Origin of the sequence: Pseudomonas entomophila, from assembly GCF_018417595.1 — a bacterium.
GTDB lineage: Bacteria > Pseudomonadota > Gammaproteobacteria > Pseudomonadales > Pseudomonadaceae > Aquipseudomonas > Aquipseudomonas entomophila_C.
The window spans coordinates 998,714-1,015,469 of the sequence record NZ_CP070982.1; the positions used below are offsets into that span (position 1 = coordinate 998,714).

Below are 16,756 nucleotides of genomic sequence, written 5' to 3' on the forward strand. Positions count from 1 at the left end.
CTCAACTGGCGCTTGGCGCGGCGGCCGGGGTGGCCCGGCGGCGGTGGAACAGGTGTTCCAGGGCCAAGTATATGACCGGGGTGGTGAACAGCGTCAGGGCCTGGCTCACCAGCAGGCCGCCGACCACGGCGATGCCCAGCGGCTGGCGCAGCTCGGCGCCGGTACCGAAGCCGAACATCAGCGGCACCGCGCCGAGCAAGGCGGCGAGGGTGGTCATGATGATCGGGCGGAAGCGCACCAGGCACGCCTGGCGGATCGCCTGCTCGGGCGTCATGCCTTGATTGCGCTGGGCTTCGAGGGCGAAGTCGATGAGCAGGATGCCGTTCTTCTTGACGATGCCGATCAGCAGCACCACGCCGATCAACCCCATGATGCTGAAGTCCTGGCCGCTGGCCCAGAGCAGGATGATCGCGCCCAGGCCCGCGGACGGTAGCGTGGAGATGATGGTCAGCGGGTGCACGAAGCTCTCGTAGAGCACCCCGAGGATGATGTACACCGCCACCAGCGCGGCGAGGATCAGGTACGGCTGGCTCGACAGCGAGCTCTGGAACGCCTGGGCCGCGCCCTGGAAGTTGCCGGCGATGGCGTCGGGCATGCCCAGTTCGCGCTGGGTGCGTTCGAGGATCTGCACCGCGTCGCCCAGGGCCACGCCGGGGGCCAGGTTGAACGACAGGTTGGCGGCCGGGAACAGGCCGTCGTGGCTGATCGACAGGGGGCCGGTGCTGGGCGGCGCGACATGGGCCAGGGCCGACAGCGGCACCATCTCGCCGGACAGTGGCGAGCGCAGGTAGAAGTAGTTGAGGCTTTCAGCTTTGCCGCGCTGGCGGGCGTCCAGTTCGAGGATGACTTTGTACTGGTTGGTCTCGGTCTGGAACTCGCTGATCTGGCGCTGGCCGAAGGCGTCGTACAGGGCCTGGTCGACGTCGGTGGTGGTCAGGCCGAAGCGCGCGGCGGCCTGGCGGTCGATGTCGATGCGGGTGACGCTGGCGCCCAGTTGCAGGTCGTTGGACAGGTCACGGAACGCCGGATTTTCCCGCAGGCGTTCGGTCAGGCGCTGGGTCCACAGGTTCAGCGCCACGCCGTCGTTGCTCTTGAGCACATACTGGTACTGGGTGCGCGAAGGGCCGGAGCTGAGGTTGATGTCCTGGCCGGCGCGCATGTACAGGACGATGCCCGGCACCTGGGCCAGTTTCGGGCGGATCCGGTCGATCCACTCGCTGGCCGACACATCGCGTTCGCCCCGTGGCTTGAGCGAGATCCAGAAGCGGCCGTTGGCGATGGTCTGGTTGCTGCCGGTGACTCCGACCGAATGCGAGTAGGCGCGCACGGCCGGGTCTTCGCCGATGATCTTGGCCAGGGCCAGGTGCTTGTCGATCATCGAGGAATACGAGACATCCGCCGCCGCCTCGGTGGTGCCGAGGATGAAGCCGGTGTCCTGCAAGGGGAAGAAACCTTTGGGGATGCCCACGTAGCCGGCCACGGCCAGGGCCAGGGTGAGGCCGAACACGCCGAGGGTGATGCGCCGATGGGCCAGGGCGCGGTCCAGGCCCTTTTCATACCCGCGCAGCAGGCGCGGGCCGAACCCACCCTCGTGCTCGCCGGGCGGGCGACGCATGAACAGTGCGCAAAGGGTCGGGGCCAGGGTCAGCGACACCACCACCGAGATCAGGATGGTCGCCGTGGCGGTCAGGGCGAACTCCTTGAACAGCCGGCCCACCACCCCGCCCATGAACAGCAGCGGGATGAACGCGGCGATCAGCGAGAAACTGATCGACACCACGGTGAAGCCGATCTCGCCAGCGCCCTTGAGCGCGGCGGTGCGGCTGTCGTCGCCGGCTTCCAGATGACGGTGGATGTTCTCCACCACCACGATGGCGTCGTCGACCACGAAGCCCACGGCGATGACGATGGCCACCAACGTCAGGTTGTTGAGGCTGAAACCGAGCACGTACATCAGCGCGCAACTGGCGATCAGCGACACCCCCAGCACGCTGGAGACGATGAAGGTTGCCGACCACTGGCGCAGGAACAGCGCCATCACCCCGATCACCAGGGCCACGGCGATCATCAGGGTCAGCTCCACCTCGTGCAGCGAAGCGCGGATGGTTTGGGTGCGGTCCTGCAGCACTGACACCTCGACCGAGGCCGGCAGCATCTCCTGCAGGCGGGGCAGGGCGTCGAGCACCCGGTCCACGGTATCGACGATGTTGGCCCCGGGCTGGCGGAAGATCACCAGGTTCAGGCCGGGCTGGTCGCCGGACCAGGCCTTCACATAGGCGTTCTCGGCGCCGTTGATCACCTTGGCCACGTCGGCCAGGTGCACCGGCGCGCCGTTGCGGTAGCTGACGATCAGCCTGGCGTAGTCCTCGGGGTGGAACAGTTGGTCGTTGGCGGCGATGGTCGACACGCTGTGCTCGCCATAAAACGCGCCCTTGGCCAGGTTGAGGCTGGTCTGCTGGATGGCCTGGCGCACATCGGCCAGGGTCAGGCCGATGGCGGCGAGCTTCTCGGGCTGGGCCTGCACGCGGATCGCCGGGCGCAACTGGCCGGTGATGTTGACCAGGCCGACCCCGTCGATCTGGCTGAGCTGGCGGGCCAGCAGGGTCTCGGCGTAGTCGCTGAGCTCGTTGCCGGGCATCTGCGCGGAACTGACGGTGAGGATCAGCACCGGGCTGTCGGCCGGGTTCACCTTGCGCCAGGTGGGGGGGCTGGGCAGGTCCTGGGGCAGGCGCGCGGTGGCAGTGTTGATCGCCGCCTGGACTTCCTGGGCGGCGGTGTCGATGTTCTTGTCGAGGGTGAACTGCAGGATCAGCGTGGTCGAGCCCAGGGCGCTGCTGCTGGTCATCTGGGTCATGCCGGGGATGGCACTGAACTGCACCTCCAGCGGCGTGGCCACCGACGAGGCCATGGTCTCGGGGCTGGCGCCGGGCAGCGCGGCGGTGACCTGGATGGTCGGGAAGTCGGCCTCGGGCAGCGGCGCCACCGGCAGGCGCGGGAAGGCGATGGCGCCCAGCAGCACCAAGGCGAAGGTCAGCAGCAAGGTGGCGATGGGGTGGTCGATGCACCAGGCCGAGACACCGTTGCGGGCGTTCATGGCTGGCTCCTGCGGTCGGCCATCTCGGCCGGCGCCGGCGCATCCGGCGTGACCTCGACCTTCGACCCCGGCTTGAGGCGCGACTGGCCATCGAGCACCAGCTGATCGCCAGCCTTGACCCCGGCGACGATGTTCAGCGTGCTGTCCTGGTACAGCACCTTGACCGGCACGCTGGTGACCTTGTCGCCATCCACGCGATAGACGAAGTGGCCGTCGATGCTGCGCTGCACCACGGGCGGCGGCACCACCAGGGCGTTTTCATCCACCGCCGTGCGCAGGCGCACGGTGACCAGTTGGCCGGGCCACAGACGGCCGTCCTGGTTGTCGAACTCGGCCTTGACCCGCACCGTGCCGGTGGTGGCCGAGACCTGGTTGTCAATCAGGCTGAGGTGGCCCTTGGCGAGCAGGCTGCGTTCGCCGTCGGCGTCCATGTAGGCCTCGACTTCAGCGGGTGTGGGTGTTTTCAGCAGGCTTTGCAAGGTCGGCAACTGTTGCTGAGGCAATGAGAACTCCAAGGCGATCGGGTCGATCTGGGTGACGCTGAACAGGCCCTGCGTATCGGTGGTGCGCACCAGGTTGCCGGGGTCGACGTTGCGGATACCGACGCGGCCGGTCACCGGCGAAGCGATGCGGGTGTAGGAGAGCTGCACCGCGGCGTTGTCGATGGCGGCCTGGTCGCCGGTAATCGTGGCCTGCAGTTGGTTGACCAGTGCCTGTTGCTGGTCGAGGGTCTGCTTCGACACGCCGTCATCGGTGCTGAGCAACTGGTAGCGCTTGAGGTTGACCCTGGCCACCTGCAACTGCGCCTGGGTCTGGCCGAGCTGGGCGCGGGCCTGGTCGAGGCTGGCGCGGATCGCCCGGTCGTCGAGGGTGGCCAGCAGGTCGCCCTGCTTCACCCATTGCCCTTCCTTGACCAGCACCTGAGTGAGCACGCCCTCGACCTGGGGGCGCACCTCGACGCTGTGCAGCGACAGCACCGAACCAATGGCGCCGATGTAGCGTGGTACGTCCTGCTGGGCGACGGCGACCACCCGCACCGGCACGGCGCTCGCGCCACGGCTGGCGGGGGCCGACGGCCGTTGGGCCAGCCACAGGCCAGCAGTGGTCAGGGCGACCAGGGCCAGGGCGGCGAGAACGAGGGGGCGGGACGGACGTCGCATCGGGCGGGCACCTTGGCCAGGGGGCGGAAACAGTTTTCGGTTATCCAGGGTTATAGCGCGCCGACCGGGTCGCCAGCGTGACGCCTGGCTGTCACGGCTGTCAGTTTCGAGGCTTGATGGCCAAATGCCAATATCCTGCCGTGGATCAATATTGCCCCGTCATTTGCTTCTAGAGTCGAACGCCCTGCCGATTTCCCGAACAACAACGAGAGCCTCCGATGAAGTGCAATATGCCCGTTACCGGTCGCGAAGTGGATTACCCCGGCGATGCCAATATCCTCTCCACCACCGACCTGGACAGCCGCATCACCTACGCCAATGACGACTTCCTGCGGGTCAGTGGTTTCACCCGTGACGAGCTGTTGGGCCAGGCTCACCATGTGGTGCGCCACCCGGACATGCCGCCCCAGGCCTTTGCCCAGATGTGGCAGGCGCTCAAGGCCGGGCGTTCGTGGATGGGGCTGGTGAAGAACCGTTGCAAGAACGGTGATCACTACTGGGTCAGCGCGTTCGTCTCGCCGATCAGCAGCGGCGGGCAGACATTGGAATATCAGTCGGTGCGGACCAAGCCCAGCGTCGCGCAGGTCGAGGCGGCCGAGCGCTGTTACGCGCGGTTGCGCGAGGGACGGCGGGGCTGGCGCGAGCGGCTACCGGTGCCGGGGCTGGCGACACGGTTGTCGCTGGGTATAGCAGGGTTGTTGGCAGTGGTGATGGGGGCGGGGCACTGGTGGCTCGAGCGCCCGCTGTTGGCGTCGCTGGTGGAGATCGGCGTCGCGGCGGGCCTCAGCGCCGGGGTGATCCTGCTGTTGCTGCGCCCGCTCGAGCGCCTGCGCCGCCAGGCGCTGGCCATCGCCGACAATCCATTGAGCCAGCAGCTGTATACCGGTCGCCGCGACGGCCTGGGCCAGATCGAGTTCGCCATGCGCATGCTCAAGGCGCAGCTGGGGGCGGTGGTGGGGCGTATCGGCGACACCTCTTCACGTCTGGCCGGGCATTCCGGGTCGTTGGTCGACGCGCTGCACAGCAGTCATGCCAACAGCCTGGAGCAGCAGAGCGAGGCCGACCAGGTGGCCACGGCGATCCACCAGATGAGCGCCAGTGTCGCCCAGGTCGCCAGCAGCGCGCAGATGGCGGCGATGGCCGCCGACCAGGCCGAGGACGAGACGCAGTCTGGCCATCAGCTGGTCGACCGCAACCGCTGCGCGATCCAGGATCTGGCCGGGTCGTTGGTGGAAGCCAGCGAAGTGATCCAGCAGCTGGAGAACCACAGCAGCGAGATCTCCGGGGTGCTCGACGTGATCCGCGGCATCGCCGAGCAGACCAACCTGCTGGCCCTCAACGCCGCCATCGAGGCGGCGCGGGCCGGCGACCAGGGGCGCGGTTTCGCGGTGGTCGCCGACGAGGTGCGCGGCCTGGCCCAGCGCACCGCGCAGTCCACCCACGATATCCAGCGCATGATCGCCGCCCTGCAGGACGGCGCCCGTGCCGCGGTGCTGGTGATGCAGCAGAGCAGCGCCCATGCCGGGCACAGTGTCGAGCAGGCGCAACTGGCCAGCGACGCGCTGGACAGCATCAGCGTGCGGGTCAACCAGATCAACGAGATGAGCCTGCAGATCGCCGCGGCGGTGGAGCAGCAGAGCCAGGTGAGCGAGAACATCAACCGCAACATCATCAGCATCCGTCAGGCCAGCGAGGCGACGGTCAGTGTCGGGCAGCGCAGCCACAGCAGCGCCAGTGACGTGGCGGACCTGGCCAAGGACCTGCGGCGGCTGGCGGATGAGTTCTGGCGGCGCTGTCAGTAGGCGCGGCTTTAGCCGCGATGCAGGCGGTGCCGTTTGGGCACCCGCTTCGCGGGTGATCGCGGCTGAAGCCGCTCCTACAGGTGGCTTAGAAACCGATGAATGCGTAGTAGACCGGTGCTTCGCCCGTCACTTGCAGATGATGATCCGTTAGCTCGGTGGCCAGCGCCTCGTCCTGGACATGCACCCTCCAAGGGGCGTCGACGGTCTGTGGCGCCTGCCCCAGCACTGCGGCAAACGCCGCCATATCCGGCAACCACGCGGTAAACCCATTACCCTTCAACGCGCTGGTGGTCATCCCCAGCGCCTGGCAGATCGCCACTTTGGCGGCGATGTCGTCCCGGTCCGCCTGGCGCGACGCGTCGATCAATGCCCGCAGCCCGGCATCCACCGGCAGGCTGCCATGGATCAACTCCGGCCCTTGCTCCCAGGCCTCGGGCGGGCAGTCCTTGTTTTCCGGCCGCAGTGGCAGGTGCGGGTTGATCTCGGCCGGGTAGATCCGGCACACCAGCGGGCGGGTGTCATAGATGGTGCACAGGTCGTTGGCGTCGAGGTTGCGGCAACGCCCCGGGTTGAAGGCGGCGAAGGTCACCGACACGCGCAGTTCGCCCGCGCCGCAAGGCACGGGGTGGGACCGGCGCAACACATGTTCGCGTTGATCGGCCGGCATGCCGAGCCCATCGACGATGAACCCCTCGATCAACACTACTACTTGGCCACCAGACGCAGCCCACTGGCGCGATTCATCGAGGGTCAGTGGCACATGGTGGCCGGTGCAGCACTTGCCGCAGCCGGTACAGGCGAAACGAATGCTGTCACTCACGGCTTGCCGGTTTCCCACTCTGTGACGAACGCTTGCTGGCGCTGGCGATCGTACAGGCACAACTCGGTGCCAGTGCGTTGTTGCATGTGCTTCTGTGGGTAGGTGCCTTCGACCAGCAGCACGCTGTAGCCGACCTGGTCGTCGAACTCGGCGGGCTTGCCCAGCACGTGGGCATCCTTGAACTGGCTGGCGGCCAGGCAGGCCTTGAGCATGTGCTGGCGCTGGTCGCTCCAGGCCTGGTTGCTCGAAGCATGGGCTGCGCCGTTGAACAGGGCGCAAGCGAGCAGGACAGAGTTGAGACATTTCATATGCGTACTGGCCATGAACATCCGAAGGGCGCGAATTATGCCCGAACATTCTCCTGCATCAAGTCAGGAAAGTCCTGACTTGATTTGTCAGCGTTCTTCGAACACCACTGCCCGCGCCGCCGTCACCAGGCAGTTGGTCAGCTCCGGCGAGGAGAACTTGGTGAGGATGGCGTTGGCCCCCGCCAGCTTGGCCTTGTCGCCACTCATCGCGCTGTCCAGCGAGGTGTGCAGCAGGATGTACAGGTGCTGGAAGTCCGGCGTCTCGCGCAAGGTGCGGGTGAAGGCGAAGCCGTCCATCTCCGACATCTCGATGTCGGAGACGATGATGTTGATCTCCTTGTCGGTGCCTTGCAGCTCCAGCAGCACGTTGATCGCATCCTTGGCGCTGCGCGCGGTGTGACACTCGATACCCAGGTTACGCAGGGTATGCACCGACTGTTGCAGCGCCACCTGGCTGTCGTCCACCACCAGGATGTTGGCGGCGGCCAGCAGGCTGGCATCCTCTTCGCTGACTTCACCCGGGTGTGGCTCGTGCGGGGGCGGGGCGATGCCATGGATCACCTTTTCGATGTCCAGCACCTGCACCAGGGTGTTGTCGACCCGGGTCACGCCGGTGATGAACGAGCGGTTGCCCGAACCGAACGGCGGCGGCTTGATGTCGGTGCTCAGGCAATGAACGATGCGGCTCACCGCCTGCACGTGCAGGCCCTGGCGCGAGCGGCTGATCTCGGTGACGATCAGGCAGCCGCCGTCCGGGTCGGCCAGGGGCATCTCGCCGATGGCGCGGGACAGGTCGATCACCGACAGCGAGTTGCCGCGCAGGGTGGCCACGCCCTTCACGTGCGGATGAGCCTCCGGCAGCTTGGTCAGCGGCGGGCAGGGGATGATCTCGCTGACCTTGAGCAGGTTGATTGCCATCAGCTTGCCGCTGCGCAGGGTGAACAGCAGCAGGGACAACGAGTCCGCGCGGGCTTTTTGCGTGGCCATGGGCAACCTTTGGTTCGAAATGGGGAGGATGCCGGGTTATCGGCTTTTTAGTGCCGGGCTTTAGCTTAGTTTGCGATTATGGGCAGTGCTTTACCGCCTGTTCGCCGGCTTGACGACGAACAGAGCCAATCAACGCAACCCCAGGCGCTTGGCCAACCGGCTCAGGTTCGCCCGATCCAGCCCCAGCTCCCGTGCCGCAGCCGCCCAGTTGTCCCCGTGGCGCTTCAGGCACGCTTCTACGATCTGCCGTTGATAATCATCCATGGCCTCGCGCAGCCCACCCTCGGGCAGCGGCGCGTCGACGGGCGGTATCTCTGCTTCGGCACGCATGGCCGGCGCCACATTGCGCAGATCCAGGTCCGCCGCCTCCAGCGTCAGTATCTTCGGCCGCTGCCCGTGTTGCCCCAACGCCTTGAGCGCCGAGCGGCCGATCAGGTGCTCCAGCTCACGCACATTGCCCGGCCAGTCATAGACCAGCAGCGCGGCCTGGGCATCGGTGGAGAGCCTCAGGCTGCCCAATCCCAGCCGTGAGCGGTTCTGCTCCAGGAAATATCCGGCCAGCAACAGCACATCGCGGCCCCGTTCACGCAGGGGCGGTACCTGCAGGGGATAGACGCTCAGCCGGTGATAGAAGTCGGCCCGGTAGTTACCGTTGCGCACTTCCTCCGCCAGGTCGCGGTTGGTCGCGGCGATCAGGCGCACATCCACCTGGTGCTCACGGTCAGAGCCCAGCCGTTGCAACTGGCCGCTCTGCAGCACGCGCAACAACTTGGCCTGTACAGCCAGCGGCAATTCGCCGACTTCATCGAGGAACAGAGTGCCGCCGTTGGCCAGCTCGAACTTGCCGCGCCGTTCGCCGTGGGCGCCGGTGAAGGCACCACGCACATGGCCGAACAGCTCGCTTTCCACCAGGGTGTCGGGCAGCGCGGCGCAGTTCAGGCTGATCATCGGCTTGTTGGCGCGGTTGCTGGCGCTATGCAGTGCCTGGGCCACCAACTCCTTGCCGACGCCGGTCTCGCCGGTGATCAACACAGTCAGGTCGCTGCCGCCGACCAGGCGGATTTCCTCGACCAGTTGCTTGTGCGCCTTGCTCTGGCCGATCAGTTCCCTGTCCTGGCCGCTGGCCTGGCGGTACACCTCGGCGCGTTGGTGCTCGTCCTCGGCGCGCAGGGCCAGGTGCTCGATGCGTTCGGCCACGGTGACGGTGGCGGCGGCCAGGCTGGCGAAGGCTTGCAGGGCATCGAGCTCCAGGCTCTGGAACTGGCCGGGGGTGAGGGCGTCGAGGGTCAGCAGCCCCCAGGGGCGCTCGTCGACCATCAAAGGGCAACCCATGCAGTCATGCACTTCGAGGTCGGCGTGGGTGGCGTTGACCAAGCCGTCGTAGGGGTCGGGCAACGGGCTGTCGCTGGCGAAGCGGGTTGGTTCCGGGCGGCTGAGCAGCGCCTGGAAGCGTGGGTGCTCGCTGACCCGGAAGCGCCGACCGAGGGTGTCCGCCGACAGCCCGTCGACCGCCAGCGGCACCAGCCACTCGCCATCTAGGCGCAACAACGCTGCGGCGTCGCACGGCAGCAGGCCGCGCATGGCTTGCAGCAGGCGGCGGTAGCGCTCCTGGTCGGGCAGGTCGCAGGACAGGTCGCTGACCAGGGGGAGGAGGGCGGTAAGCAGGGGTTTTGCAGTCATATGGACTCCTGTTGGTCGGAATGACTATACGCTTGGGTGTGTCCTTATGACACCGCTAATGCTCAAAGCCCTGAATTCATTGGCTTTTAAAGTTGGCACGATTGCTGAAATAACCACGGCAACTATTCGAAGCCACAGGCTCAGGAGTCGCTGCAATGCTCAATGCCGAACAACGTGCAATCATCAAGGCCACTGTTCCCCTGCTGGAAAGCGGTGGCGAGGCGCTGACCACCCACTTCTACAAGCTGATGCTCAGCGAATACCCCGAAGTGCGCCCCCTGTTCAACCAGGCCCACCAGGCCAGTGGCGACCAGCCACGTGCCCTGGCCAACGGCGTGCTGATGTACGCCAAGCACATCGACCAGCTCGAACAGCTCGGTGACCTGGTCGGGCAGATCATCAACAAGCATGTGGCCTTGCAGATCCTGCCTGAGCACTACCCGATCGTCGGCGGTTGCCTGCTGCGTGCCATCGAAGAGGTGCTGGGCAAGGACATCGCCACCCCCGAGGTGATCGCCGCCTGGGCCGCCGCTTATGGACAGTTGGCGGATATCCTCATCGGCGCTGAAGAGAGCCTGTACAAGCAGAAGGAAGAAGCCGCCGGCGGCTGGCGCGGTGCCCGCGCATTCCGCCTGGTGCGCCGCGAACAGGAAAGCAGCGAGGTGGTCTCGTTCTACTTCGCCCCGGTAGACGGCAAGCCGGTCATCAAGGCCGAGCCGGGCCAGTACATTGGGCTGCAACTGTTCATCGGCGGCGTCGAGCAGCGTCGCAACTATTCCCTGTCGGCCCTGTGCGACGGTGAACAGTACCGCATCAGCGTCAAGCGCGAGGCTGAAGGCAAGGTTTCCAACTACCTCCACGACGAACTGATGGTGGGGGCGACGGTGCAGTTGTTCCCACCTTCCGGTGACTTCACCCTGGCCGCCAGCGACAAGCCGCTGGTGTTGATCAGCGGTGGCGTGGGCATCACCCCGACGCTGGCCATGCTCGAGGCGGCGCTGAAGACCGAGCGGCCGGTGCACTTCATCCACTGCGCGCGCAATGGCGCGGTGCATGCGTTCCGTGACTGGGTCGACGGGCTGGCCGCGAAGCATCCACAGCTCAAGCGCTTCTATTGCTACGCCGAGGACGACGGCAGCCGCGCCGCGGATGCGGTGGGCCTGCTGGACCAGGATCTGCTGGCCGAGTGGATGCCGCGCGAGCGCGATGTCGATGCCTATTTCCTCGGGCCCAAGGGTTTCATGGCGGCGATCAAGCGTCAGCTCAAAGGGTTGGGCGTGCCGGAAGGGCAGAGCCGTTATGAATTCTTCGGGCCGGCGGCGGCGCTGGAGTAATCGGTAGGCGCACAAGGCGCCTGTGGGAGCGGGTTTACCCGCGAAGCAGCCACCGAGGTGGATGGCAAGGGCTTTGCCCTTGTTCGCGGGTGAATCCGCTCCCACAGGCACCGTGCCTCAATATCAGTTCCGGTCTCATCCATTCCAATCGCTGCGGTTCGGCGTTTAGCCGTAGCGCTTCCCGCCATGCTCCCGGCCGTGGGTAATCGAGAACGAAGCGGACGATTGCATTCGCAGGGGGCGCTGCGGCCGAGCGCCGAACCGCAGCGATTGGGCCCAGCCCCTCTCTATATAAGGAAAGATGAAAGCCGCTACACCGGCCTTCATCTTTAATCCTCCTTTAATCACTGTATCCTTCACTCCCGACTGTCGAGGGGCCTTGCCCTGTCCGGCGCTCGGGCCGCCGTGTTTTTCACGCACAGCGGTTGAACCGAAACCGACCTGCTCGGTCCTAGGTCAACAGTGGATAGCCGCACGCCCCGCCTCGACACATTCAAAGGTCATCTCCAGCGTGTAGACTTGGCGCCCCCGGGCAGCCAACGCTGCCACTCTCCATCGAAGGAATCGGCAATGAACGAACTCACATCGCGCCTGAATCGGGAACGGCGCTTTCTGGTGCTCCTCGGCGTGATCTGCCTGGCGCTGATCGGTGGCGCCCTGTACATGCAGGTGGTGCTGGGCGAGGCGCCGTGCCCGCTGTGCATCCTGCAACGCTATGCGCTGCTGTTCATCGCGATCTTCGCCTTCATCGCCGCCGCCATGCCGGGGCGCAAGAGCCTGACCTTCTTCGAAGCATTGGTGGTGCTCAGCGCCATCGGTGGCATCGTTGCAGCCGGCAACCATGTGTATATACTCGCCAACCCGATGGTCAGCTGCGGCATAGACACGCTGCAACCGATCGTCGATGACCTGCCGCTGGCCAAGCTGTGGCCGTTGGTATTCCAGGTCGATGGCTTCTGCTCCACGCCGTACCCGCCGATCCTCGGGCTGTCGCTCGCCCAATGGGCCCTGGTCGCCTTCGTGCTGACCACCGTGCTGGTGCCCCTGGGGATCTACCGCAACCGCCGTCGCGGTTAGACCAAAGTCCCTATTTGACCCAGGTCTATTGCAGGGCGCGAGAAGGCACAAACCCTGCCGAATGATTGACCAGGATCAAGCTCGGGGCCTTGCGTGATGCGGGTTTAAGGGCTATTCAGCGGGGTGCGACAAACTGTCGCGAAGTTGATTTTTTGAGCATTATTGTTGCGCATTCTGTAAAAGACTGTTGCTCAATAAGTCATAGTCAATGGGGGGCGACCTCACTACAATCGCCCCCAATTTCCGTTCGGCACTGCTTGCGAGTCGCAGGATTGAAGGAAGCCGCAGCGCTCCCTTTTGCTGACTTCGTCAAGTTTCGCCCAACGGCGATACCGGGCGGACCCCCCTCCGCGTTTTCCCGCACCAAATGGACTTGGTCTGAAGTACAGGCCTGTTGCCTACGAAACCATAAGCACCGTTAACCCGCTTGAAGCCAAGATCCTGCAGTCGGATCCCGGGCAGGGGCGTGTACGGGCGCGAATTGCCGCACTTGGCAGGACGAAGTGTTGGCTACCAAAACACAAATTGCATTGAAGCAAGCTGATCTAGAGGTCGTGAGATGAGTAAAAAGCGTTACCCCAGACTGTTTGGCATATTGCCCTTTTTAGGCATGCTTTTACTCAGTGGGTGCAACTGGACCCTGCTCGACCCGAAGGGCCAGGTCGGCATTGAGCAGAAGAACCTGATCCTGATCGCCACCGGCCTGATGCTGCTGGTGGTCGTGCCCGTGATCATCATGACCCTGGCGTTCGCCTGGAAGTACCGTGCTTCCAACAAGGCCGCCACCTACACTCCCGACTGGTCGCACTCGACCAAGATCGAAGCCGCGGTGTGGATCATCCCGATCCTGATCATCATCGCCCTGGGTTACTTCACCTACCACTCCACCCACAAGCTGGACCCGTACCGTCCACTGGATTCCGACGTGAAACCGGTGCAGATCGACGTGGTCGCGCTGGACTGGAAGTGGCTGTTCATCTACCCGGAGCAGGGCATCGCCACGGTCAACAAGATCGTCTTCCCGGCTAACACCCCGGTCAACTTCCGTGTCACCTCCGACGCCGTGATGAACTCCTTCTTCATCCCGGGCCTGGGTGGCCAGATCTACGCCATGGCTGGCATGACCACCAAACTGCACCTGATCGCCAACGAGAACGGTGAGTTCGACGGTATCTCCGCCAACTACAGCGGCGCCGGCTTCACCGGTATGAAATTCAAGGCTGTTGCCACCTCGCAAGCTGACTTCGATGCATGGGTCGCTGAAGTGAAGGCATCGCCGAAGAAACTGGACCAGGCCGAATATGACGCCTTGGCCAAAGCAAGCGAAAACAACCCAGTCGCGCTGTACAGCGAGGCCCAGGCTGACCAGTTCCAGCGTATCGTCGACAAGTACGAAGGCATGAACCGCGGTCGTCCGAGCCACGAAGAAGCAGGCAGCAAAGATCTGGCCACTACCAAGGGTGTGGAATCGAGTATGCAACCAGCTGCCGGTGCAGAGGAGTAAGAGATGTTCGGTAAATTAACTCTGGAGGCGATACCGTATCACGAGCCGATAGTCATGGTGACGCTTGCCATGATCGCGCTCGGTGGTATTGCCGTCGTTGGTGCCATCACCTATTTCCGCAAGTGGACCTACTTGTGGACCGAGTGGCTGACCACGGTCGACCACAAGAAAATCGGCGTGATGTACATCATCGTCGCTATGGTCATGCTGCTGCGCGGCTTCGCCGACGCCATCATGATGCGTACCCAGCTGGCCGCCGCCACCGGTGGCTCCGAAGGCTACCTGCCGCCTGAACACTATGACCAGATCTTCACCGCTCACGGTGTGATCATGATCATCTTCATGGCGATGCCGTTCTTCACCGGCCTGATGAACCTCGCGGTTCCGCTGCAGATCGGTGCACGTGACGTTGCCTTCCCGTTCCTGAACTCCCTGAGCTTCTACCTGCTGCTGGCAGGCGTGCTGCTGGTCAACATCTCGCTGGGCGTTGGTGAATTCGCCAAGACCGGCTGGGTTGCCTATCCGCCGCTCGCGGGTATCCAGTACAGCCCTGGGGTGGGTGTCGACTACTACATCTGGGCGCTACAGCTCTCAGGTCTCGGTACGACACTGACCGGCGTGAACTTCCTCGTCACCGTGATGAAGATGCGCGCCCCTGGCATGAAGCTGATGGACATGCCGATCTTCACCTGGACCTGCACCTGGGCCAACGTGCTGATCGTCGCTTCGTTCCCGATCCTGACCGCCGCACTCGCCCTGCTGACCGTTGACCGTTATCTGGACTTCCACATTTTCACCAACGAGCTTGGTGGGAACCCGATGATGTACGTCAACCTGTTCTGGGCGTGGGGTCACCCTGAGGTCTACATCCTGATCCTGCCGGCCTTCGGCGTGTTCTCGGAAGTCACCTCGACCTTCGCAGGCAAGCGCCTGTTCGGTCACCACTCGATGATCTACGCATCGGGCGCGATCGCCATCCTCGGCTTCGCGGTCTGGCTGCACCACTTCTTCACCATGGGTGCCGGCGCCAGCGTCAACACCTTCTTCGGCCTGGCGACGATGCTGATCTCCATTCCGACCGGTGTGAAGCTGTTCAACTGGCTGTTCACCATCTACCAGGGCCGTCTGCGCTTCACCGCGCCGATCATGTGGACCCTGGGCTTCATGGTCACCTTCTCCATCGGTGGCATGACCGGCGTTCTGCTGGCTGTTCCAGGTGCCGACTTCGTTCTGCACAACAGCCTGTTCGTGATCGCCCACTTCCACAACGTGATCATCGGTGGCGCGGTATTCGGCTACATCGCCGGCTTCGCCTTCTGGTTCCCGAAAGCCTTCGGTTTCACCCTGAACGAGAAGTGGGGCAAGGCTGCCTTCTGGTTCTGGATCTCCGGCTTCTACGTTGCGTTCATGCCGCTGTACGCCCTGGGCTTCATGGGCATGACCCGTCGTCTGAACCACTCCGACAACCCACTGTGGGAACCCTACCTGTACGTGGCCGTCGTCGGCGCCGTGCTGATCCTGTTCGGTATCGCCTGCCAGCTGATCCAGATCTACGTCTCGGTTCGCGATCGCAAGGACAACATGGACGTCACCGGCGACCCATGGGGCGGCCGCACGCTCGAGTGGTCGACTTCGTCGCCACCTCCGTTCTACAACTTCGCTCACATGCCTGAGCATGTAGGCCTGGACGCCTGGCACGAAGCCAAGCAAGCCGGTGCCGCGTACAAAGCTCCGGCCAAGTACGAAGCGATCCACATGCCGAGCAACACCTCGACCGGTCTGTTCATGGGCCTGCTGTTGACCGTGTTCGGCTTCGCCTTCATCTGGCACATCTGGTGGCTGGTGGGTGCGAGCCTGGTTGCGACCATCGCTGTCTTCGTTCGCCACGCCGCGCGTGACGACCAGGGCTACATGGTTCCGGCCGAAGAAGTGGCGCGCATCGAAGGCGAGCGCATGAAGGCGCTGGCCCAGGCTGGTGCACTGCCTGCCGGCGGCGCACGTGTCGAATCGTTTGAACGGGTGTAATCAATGTCCAGTCAAGTAATGCACGGTGCTGCTCATGGTCACGACCATGGGCATGATGACCACCACCACGACTCGGGCCAGATGACCGTCCTCGGTTTCTGGCTGTACCTGATGACCGACTGCATCCTGTTTGCGTCGCTCTTCGCCACCTACGCGGTGCTGTCCGGCAGTTTTGCCGGCGGCCCGTCGGGTCACGACATCTTCCAGCTCGACTTCGTGCTGGTAGAAACCGCGTTCCTGCTGCTGTCCTCGATCACCTTCGGCTTCGCCATGCTGAAGATGTTCGACGGCAAGAAGGCAGGCGTACTGGGCTGGTTGGCCGTGACCTTCCTGTTCGGTGCTGGCTTCATCGCGATGGAAATCTATGAATTCCATCACCTGATCGCCGAAGGCTTCGGCCCGCAGCGCAGTGGCTTCCTGTCGGCGTTCTTCGCCCTGGTAGGTACCCACGGTCTGCACGTGACCGCCGGCCTGATCTGGATGGCGATCATGATGTATCAGATCAACAAGCACGGCATCACGCCGACCGCCAAGACCCGCATGAGCTGCCTGAGCCTGTTCTGGCACTTCCTGGACGTGGTCTGGATCTGCGTGTTCACCGTCGTCTACCTGCTGGGAGTTCTGTAATGGCTAGCGCACACGACACTCATCACGAGGGCAACCACGGTAGCGTGAAGTCGTACATGATCGGCTTCGTGCTCTCGATCATCCTGACCGCGATCCCGTTCGGCCTGGTGATGTTCCCGAGCCTGCCGAAGAACCTGACCGTCCTGATCGTGGTGGCCATGGCCGTCATCCAGGTGGTGGTGCACCTCGTGTACTTCCTGCACATGGACCGCTCGAAAGAGCAACGCTCCAACGTGTCGACGTTCCTGTTCACTGTTCTGGTAATCGCGCTGCTGGTCGGCCTGTCGCTGTGGATCATGTTCAGCATCCACTTCGAAATGCTGGCCAAGTGAGGTAAG

At 64.2% G+C, this 16,756-nt stretch carries 13 protein-coding genes; 7 read left to right on the top strand and 6 right to left on the bottom strand.

Translation table 11 applies throughout. From position 1 onward, the window contains the following. Window position 1 precedes the first annotated feature (1 nt). A complete protein-coding gene (locus JYG34_RS04410) occupies window positions 2-3,094 on the bottom strand; it encodes a multidrug efflux RND transporter permease subunit (RefSeq protein ID WP_213659636.1) in 3,093 nt (1,030 codons plus the stop codon). Continuing rightward, window positions 3,091-4,254, bottom strand: coding sequence for an efflux RND transporter periplasmic adaptor subunit (locus JYG34_RS04415; RefSeq protein WP_213659637.1), 1,164 nt, complete (start codon window positions 4,252-4,254; stop codon window positions 3,091-3,093). Before JYG34_RS04415 ends, JYG34_RS04410 begins: the two co-directional genes overlap by 4 nt. Window positions 4,255-4,472: 218 nt before the next feature. On the opposite strand from JYG34_RS04415, the gene JYG34_RS04420 reads away from it, so the two are divergent. Further along, window positions 4,473-6,056 carry a methyl-accepting chemotaxis protein gene (locus JYG34_RS04420; protein ID WP_213659638.1) on the top strand — a complete coding sequence of 528 codons (1,584 nt, stop codon included), beginning with the start codon at window positions 4,473-4,475 and terminating at the stop codon, window positions 6,054-6,056. 85 nt (window positions 6,057-6,141) lie between these two features. Here JYG34_RS04420 and JYG34_RS04425 read toward each other — a convergent pair whose 3' ends face one another. The 4 genes from JYG34_RS04425 to norR form a co-directional block, all read right to left on the bottom strand. Beyond that, window positions 6,142-6,876, bottom strand: a complete 735-nt coding sequence (locus JYG34_RS04425; protein ID WP_213659639.1) for a YkgJ family cysteine cluster protein — start codon at window positions 6,874-6,876, stop codon at window positions 6,142-6,144. Beyond that, window positions 6,873-7,184 carry a hypothetical protein gene (locus JYG34_RS04430; protein WP_213659640.1) on the bottom strand — a complete coding sequence of 104 codons (312 nt, stop codon included), beginning with the start codon at window positions 7,182-7,184 and terminating at the stop codon, window positions 6,873-6,875. The genes JYG34_RS04425 and JYG34_RS04430 overlap by 4 nt, the downstream gene beginning before the upstream one ends. Window positions 7,185-7,271: 87 nt before the next feature. Further along, window positions 7,272-8,171, bottom strand: a complete 900-nt coding sequence (locus tag JYG34_RS04435) for a chemotaxis protein (RefSeq protein ID WP_213659641.1) — start codon at window positions 8,169-8,171, stop codon at window positions 7,272-7,274. Window positions 8,172-8,300: 129 nt separating this feature from the next. Next, the gene (norR, locus tag JYG34_RS04440) at window positions 8,301-9,851 is read right to left on the bottom strand and encodes a nitric oxide reductase transcriptional regulator NorR (RefSeq protein ID WP_213659642.1); all 1,551 of its coding nucleotides are present in this window, start codon (window positions 9,849-9,851) and stop codon (window positions 8,301-8,303) included. A 155-nt stretch (window positions 9,852-10,006) separates the two neighbouring features. Between norR and hmpA the strand changes: the two genes are divergently transcribed. The 6 genes from hmpA (at window position 10,007) to cyoD (ending at window position 16,750) form a co-directional block, all read left to right on the top strand. After that, window positions 10,007-11,185, top strand: coding sequence for an NO-inducible flavohemoprotein (hmpA, locus tag JYG34_RS04445; RefSeq protein WP_213659643.1), 1,179 nt, complete (start codon window positions 10,007-10,009; stop codon window positions 11,183-11,185). Between the two features lie 570 nt (window positions 11,186-11,755). Next, on the top strand, window positions 11,756-12,262 hold the full coding sequence (locus JYG34_RS04450) for a disulfide bond formation protein B (RefSeq protein WP_213659644.1): 507 nt from the start codon (window positions 11,756-11,758) through the stop codon (window positions 12,260-12,262). A gap of 559 nt (window positions 12,263-12,821) precedes the next feature. Continuing rightward, window positions 12,822-13,766: a ubiquinol oxidase subunit II gene (cyoA, locus tag JYG34_RS04455; protein ID WP_213659645.1), complete on the top strand. Its 945-nt coding sequence runs from the start codon at window positions 12,822-12,824 to the stop codon at window positions 13,764-13,766. A gap of 3 nt (window positions 13,767-13,769) precedes the next feature. Next, window positions 13,770-15,791, top strand: coding sequence for a cytochrome o ubiquinol oxidase subunit I (gene cyoB / locus JYG34_RS04460; RefSeq protein WP_213659646.1), 2,022 nt, complete (start codon window positions 13,770-13,772; stop codon window positions 15,789-15,791). A 3-nt stretch (window positions 15,792-15,794) separates the two neighbouring features. Next, entirely contained in the window at window positions 15,795-16,418 is a 624-nt protein-coding gene (cyoC, locus tag JYG34_RS04465) for a cytochrome o ubiquinol oxidase subunit III (protein ID WP_011532289.1), read from the top strand. Next, window positions 16,418-16,750 carry a cytochrome o ubiquinol oxidase subunit IV gene (cyoD, locus tag JYG34_RS04470; RefSeq protein WP_186658833.1) on the top strand — a complete coding sequence of 111 codons (333 nt, stop codon included), beginning with the start codon at window positions 16,418-16,420 and terminating at the stop codon, window positions 16,748-16,750. The genes cyoC and cyoD overlap by 1 nt, the downstream gene beginning before the upstream one ends. Window positions 16,751-16,756 lie beyond the last annotated feature (6 nt).

Coding starts and splice junctions, on each gene's coding strand:
- JYG34_RS04410 (WP_213659636.1), bottom strand. CDS start 3,094: ATGAACGCCCGCAACGGTGTCTCGGCCTGGTGCATCGACCACCCCATC.
- JYG34_RS04415 (WP_213659637.1), bottom strand. CDS start 4,254: ATGCGACGTCCGTCCCGCCCCCTCGTTCTCGCCGCCCTGGCCCTGGTC.
- JYG34_RS04420 (WP_213659638.1), top strand. CDS start 4,473: ATGAAGTGCAATATGCCCGTTACCGGTCGCGAAGTGGATTACCCCGGC.
- JYG34_RS04430 (WP_213659640.1), bottom strand. CDS start 7,184: ATGAAATGTCTCAACTCTGTCCTGCTCGCTTGCGCCCTGTTCAACGGC.
- JYG34_RS04435 (WP_213659641.1), bottom strand. CDS start 8,171: ATGGCCACGCAAAAAGCCCGCGCGGACTCGTTGTCCCTGCTGCTGTTC.
- norR (WP_213659642.1), bottom strand. CDS start 9,851: ATGACTGCAAAACCCCTGCTTACCGCCCTCCTCCCCCTGGTCAGCGAC.
- hmpA (WP_213659643.1), top strand. CDS start 10,007: ATGCTCAATGCCGAACAACGTGCAATCATCAAGGCCACTGTTCCCCTG.
- JYG34_RS04450 (WP_213659644.1), top strand. CDS start 11,756: ATGAACGAACTCACATCGCGCCTGAATCGGGAACGGCGCTTTCTGGTG.
- cyoA (WP_213659645.1), top strand. CDS start 12,822: ATGAGTAAAAAGCGTTACCCCAGACTGTTTGGCATATTGCCCTTTTTA.
- cyoB (WP_213659646.1), top strand. CDS start 13,770: ATGTTCGGTAAATTAACTCTGGAGGCGATACCGTATCACGAGCCGATA.
- cyoC (WP_011532289.1), top strand. CDS start 15,795: ATGTCCAGTCAAGTAATGCACGGTGCTGCTCATGGTCACGACCATGGG.
- cyoD (WP_186658833.1), top strand. CDS start 16,418: ATGGCTAGCGCACACGACACTCATCACGAGGGCAACCACGGTAGCGTG.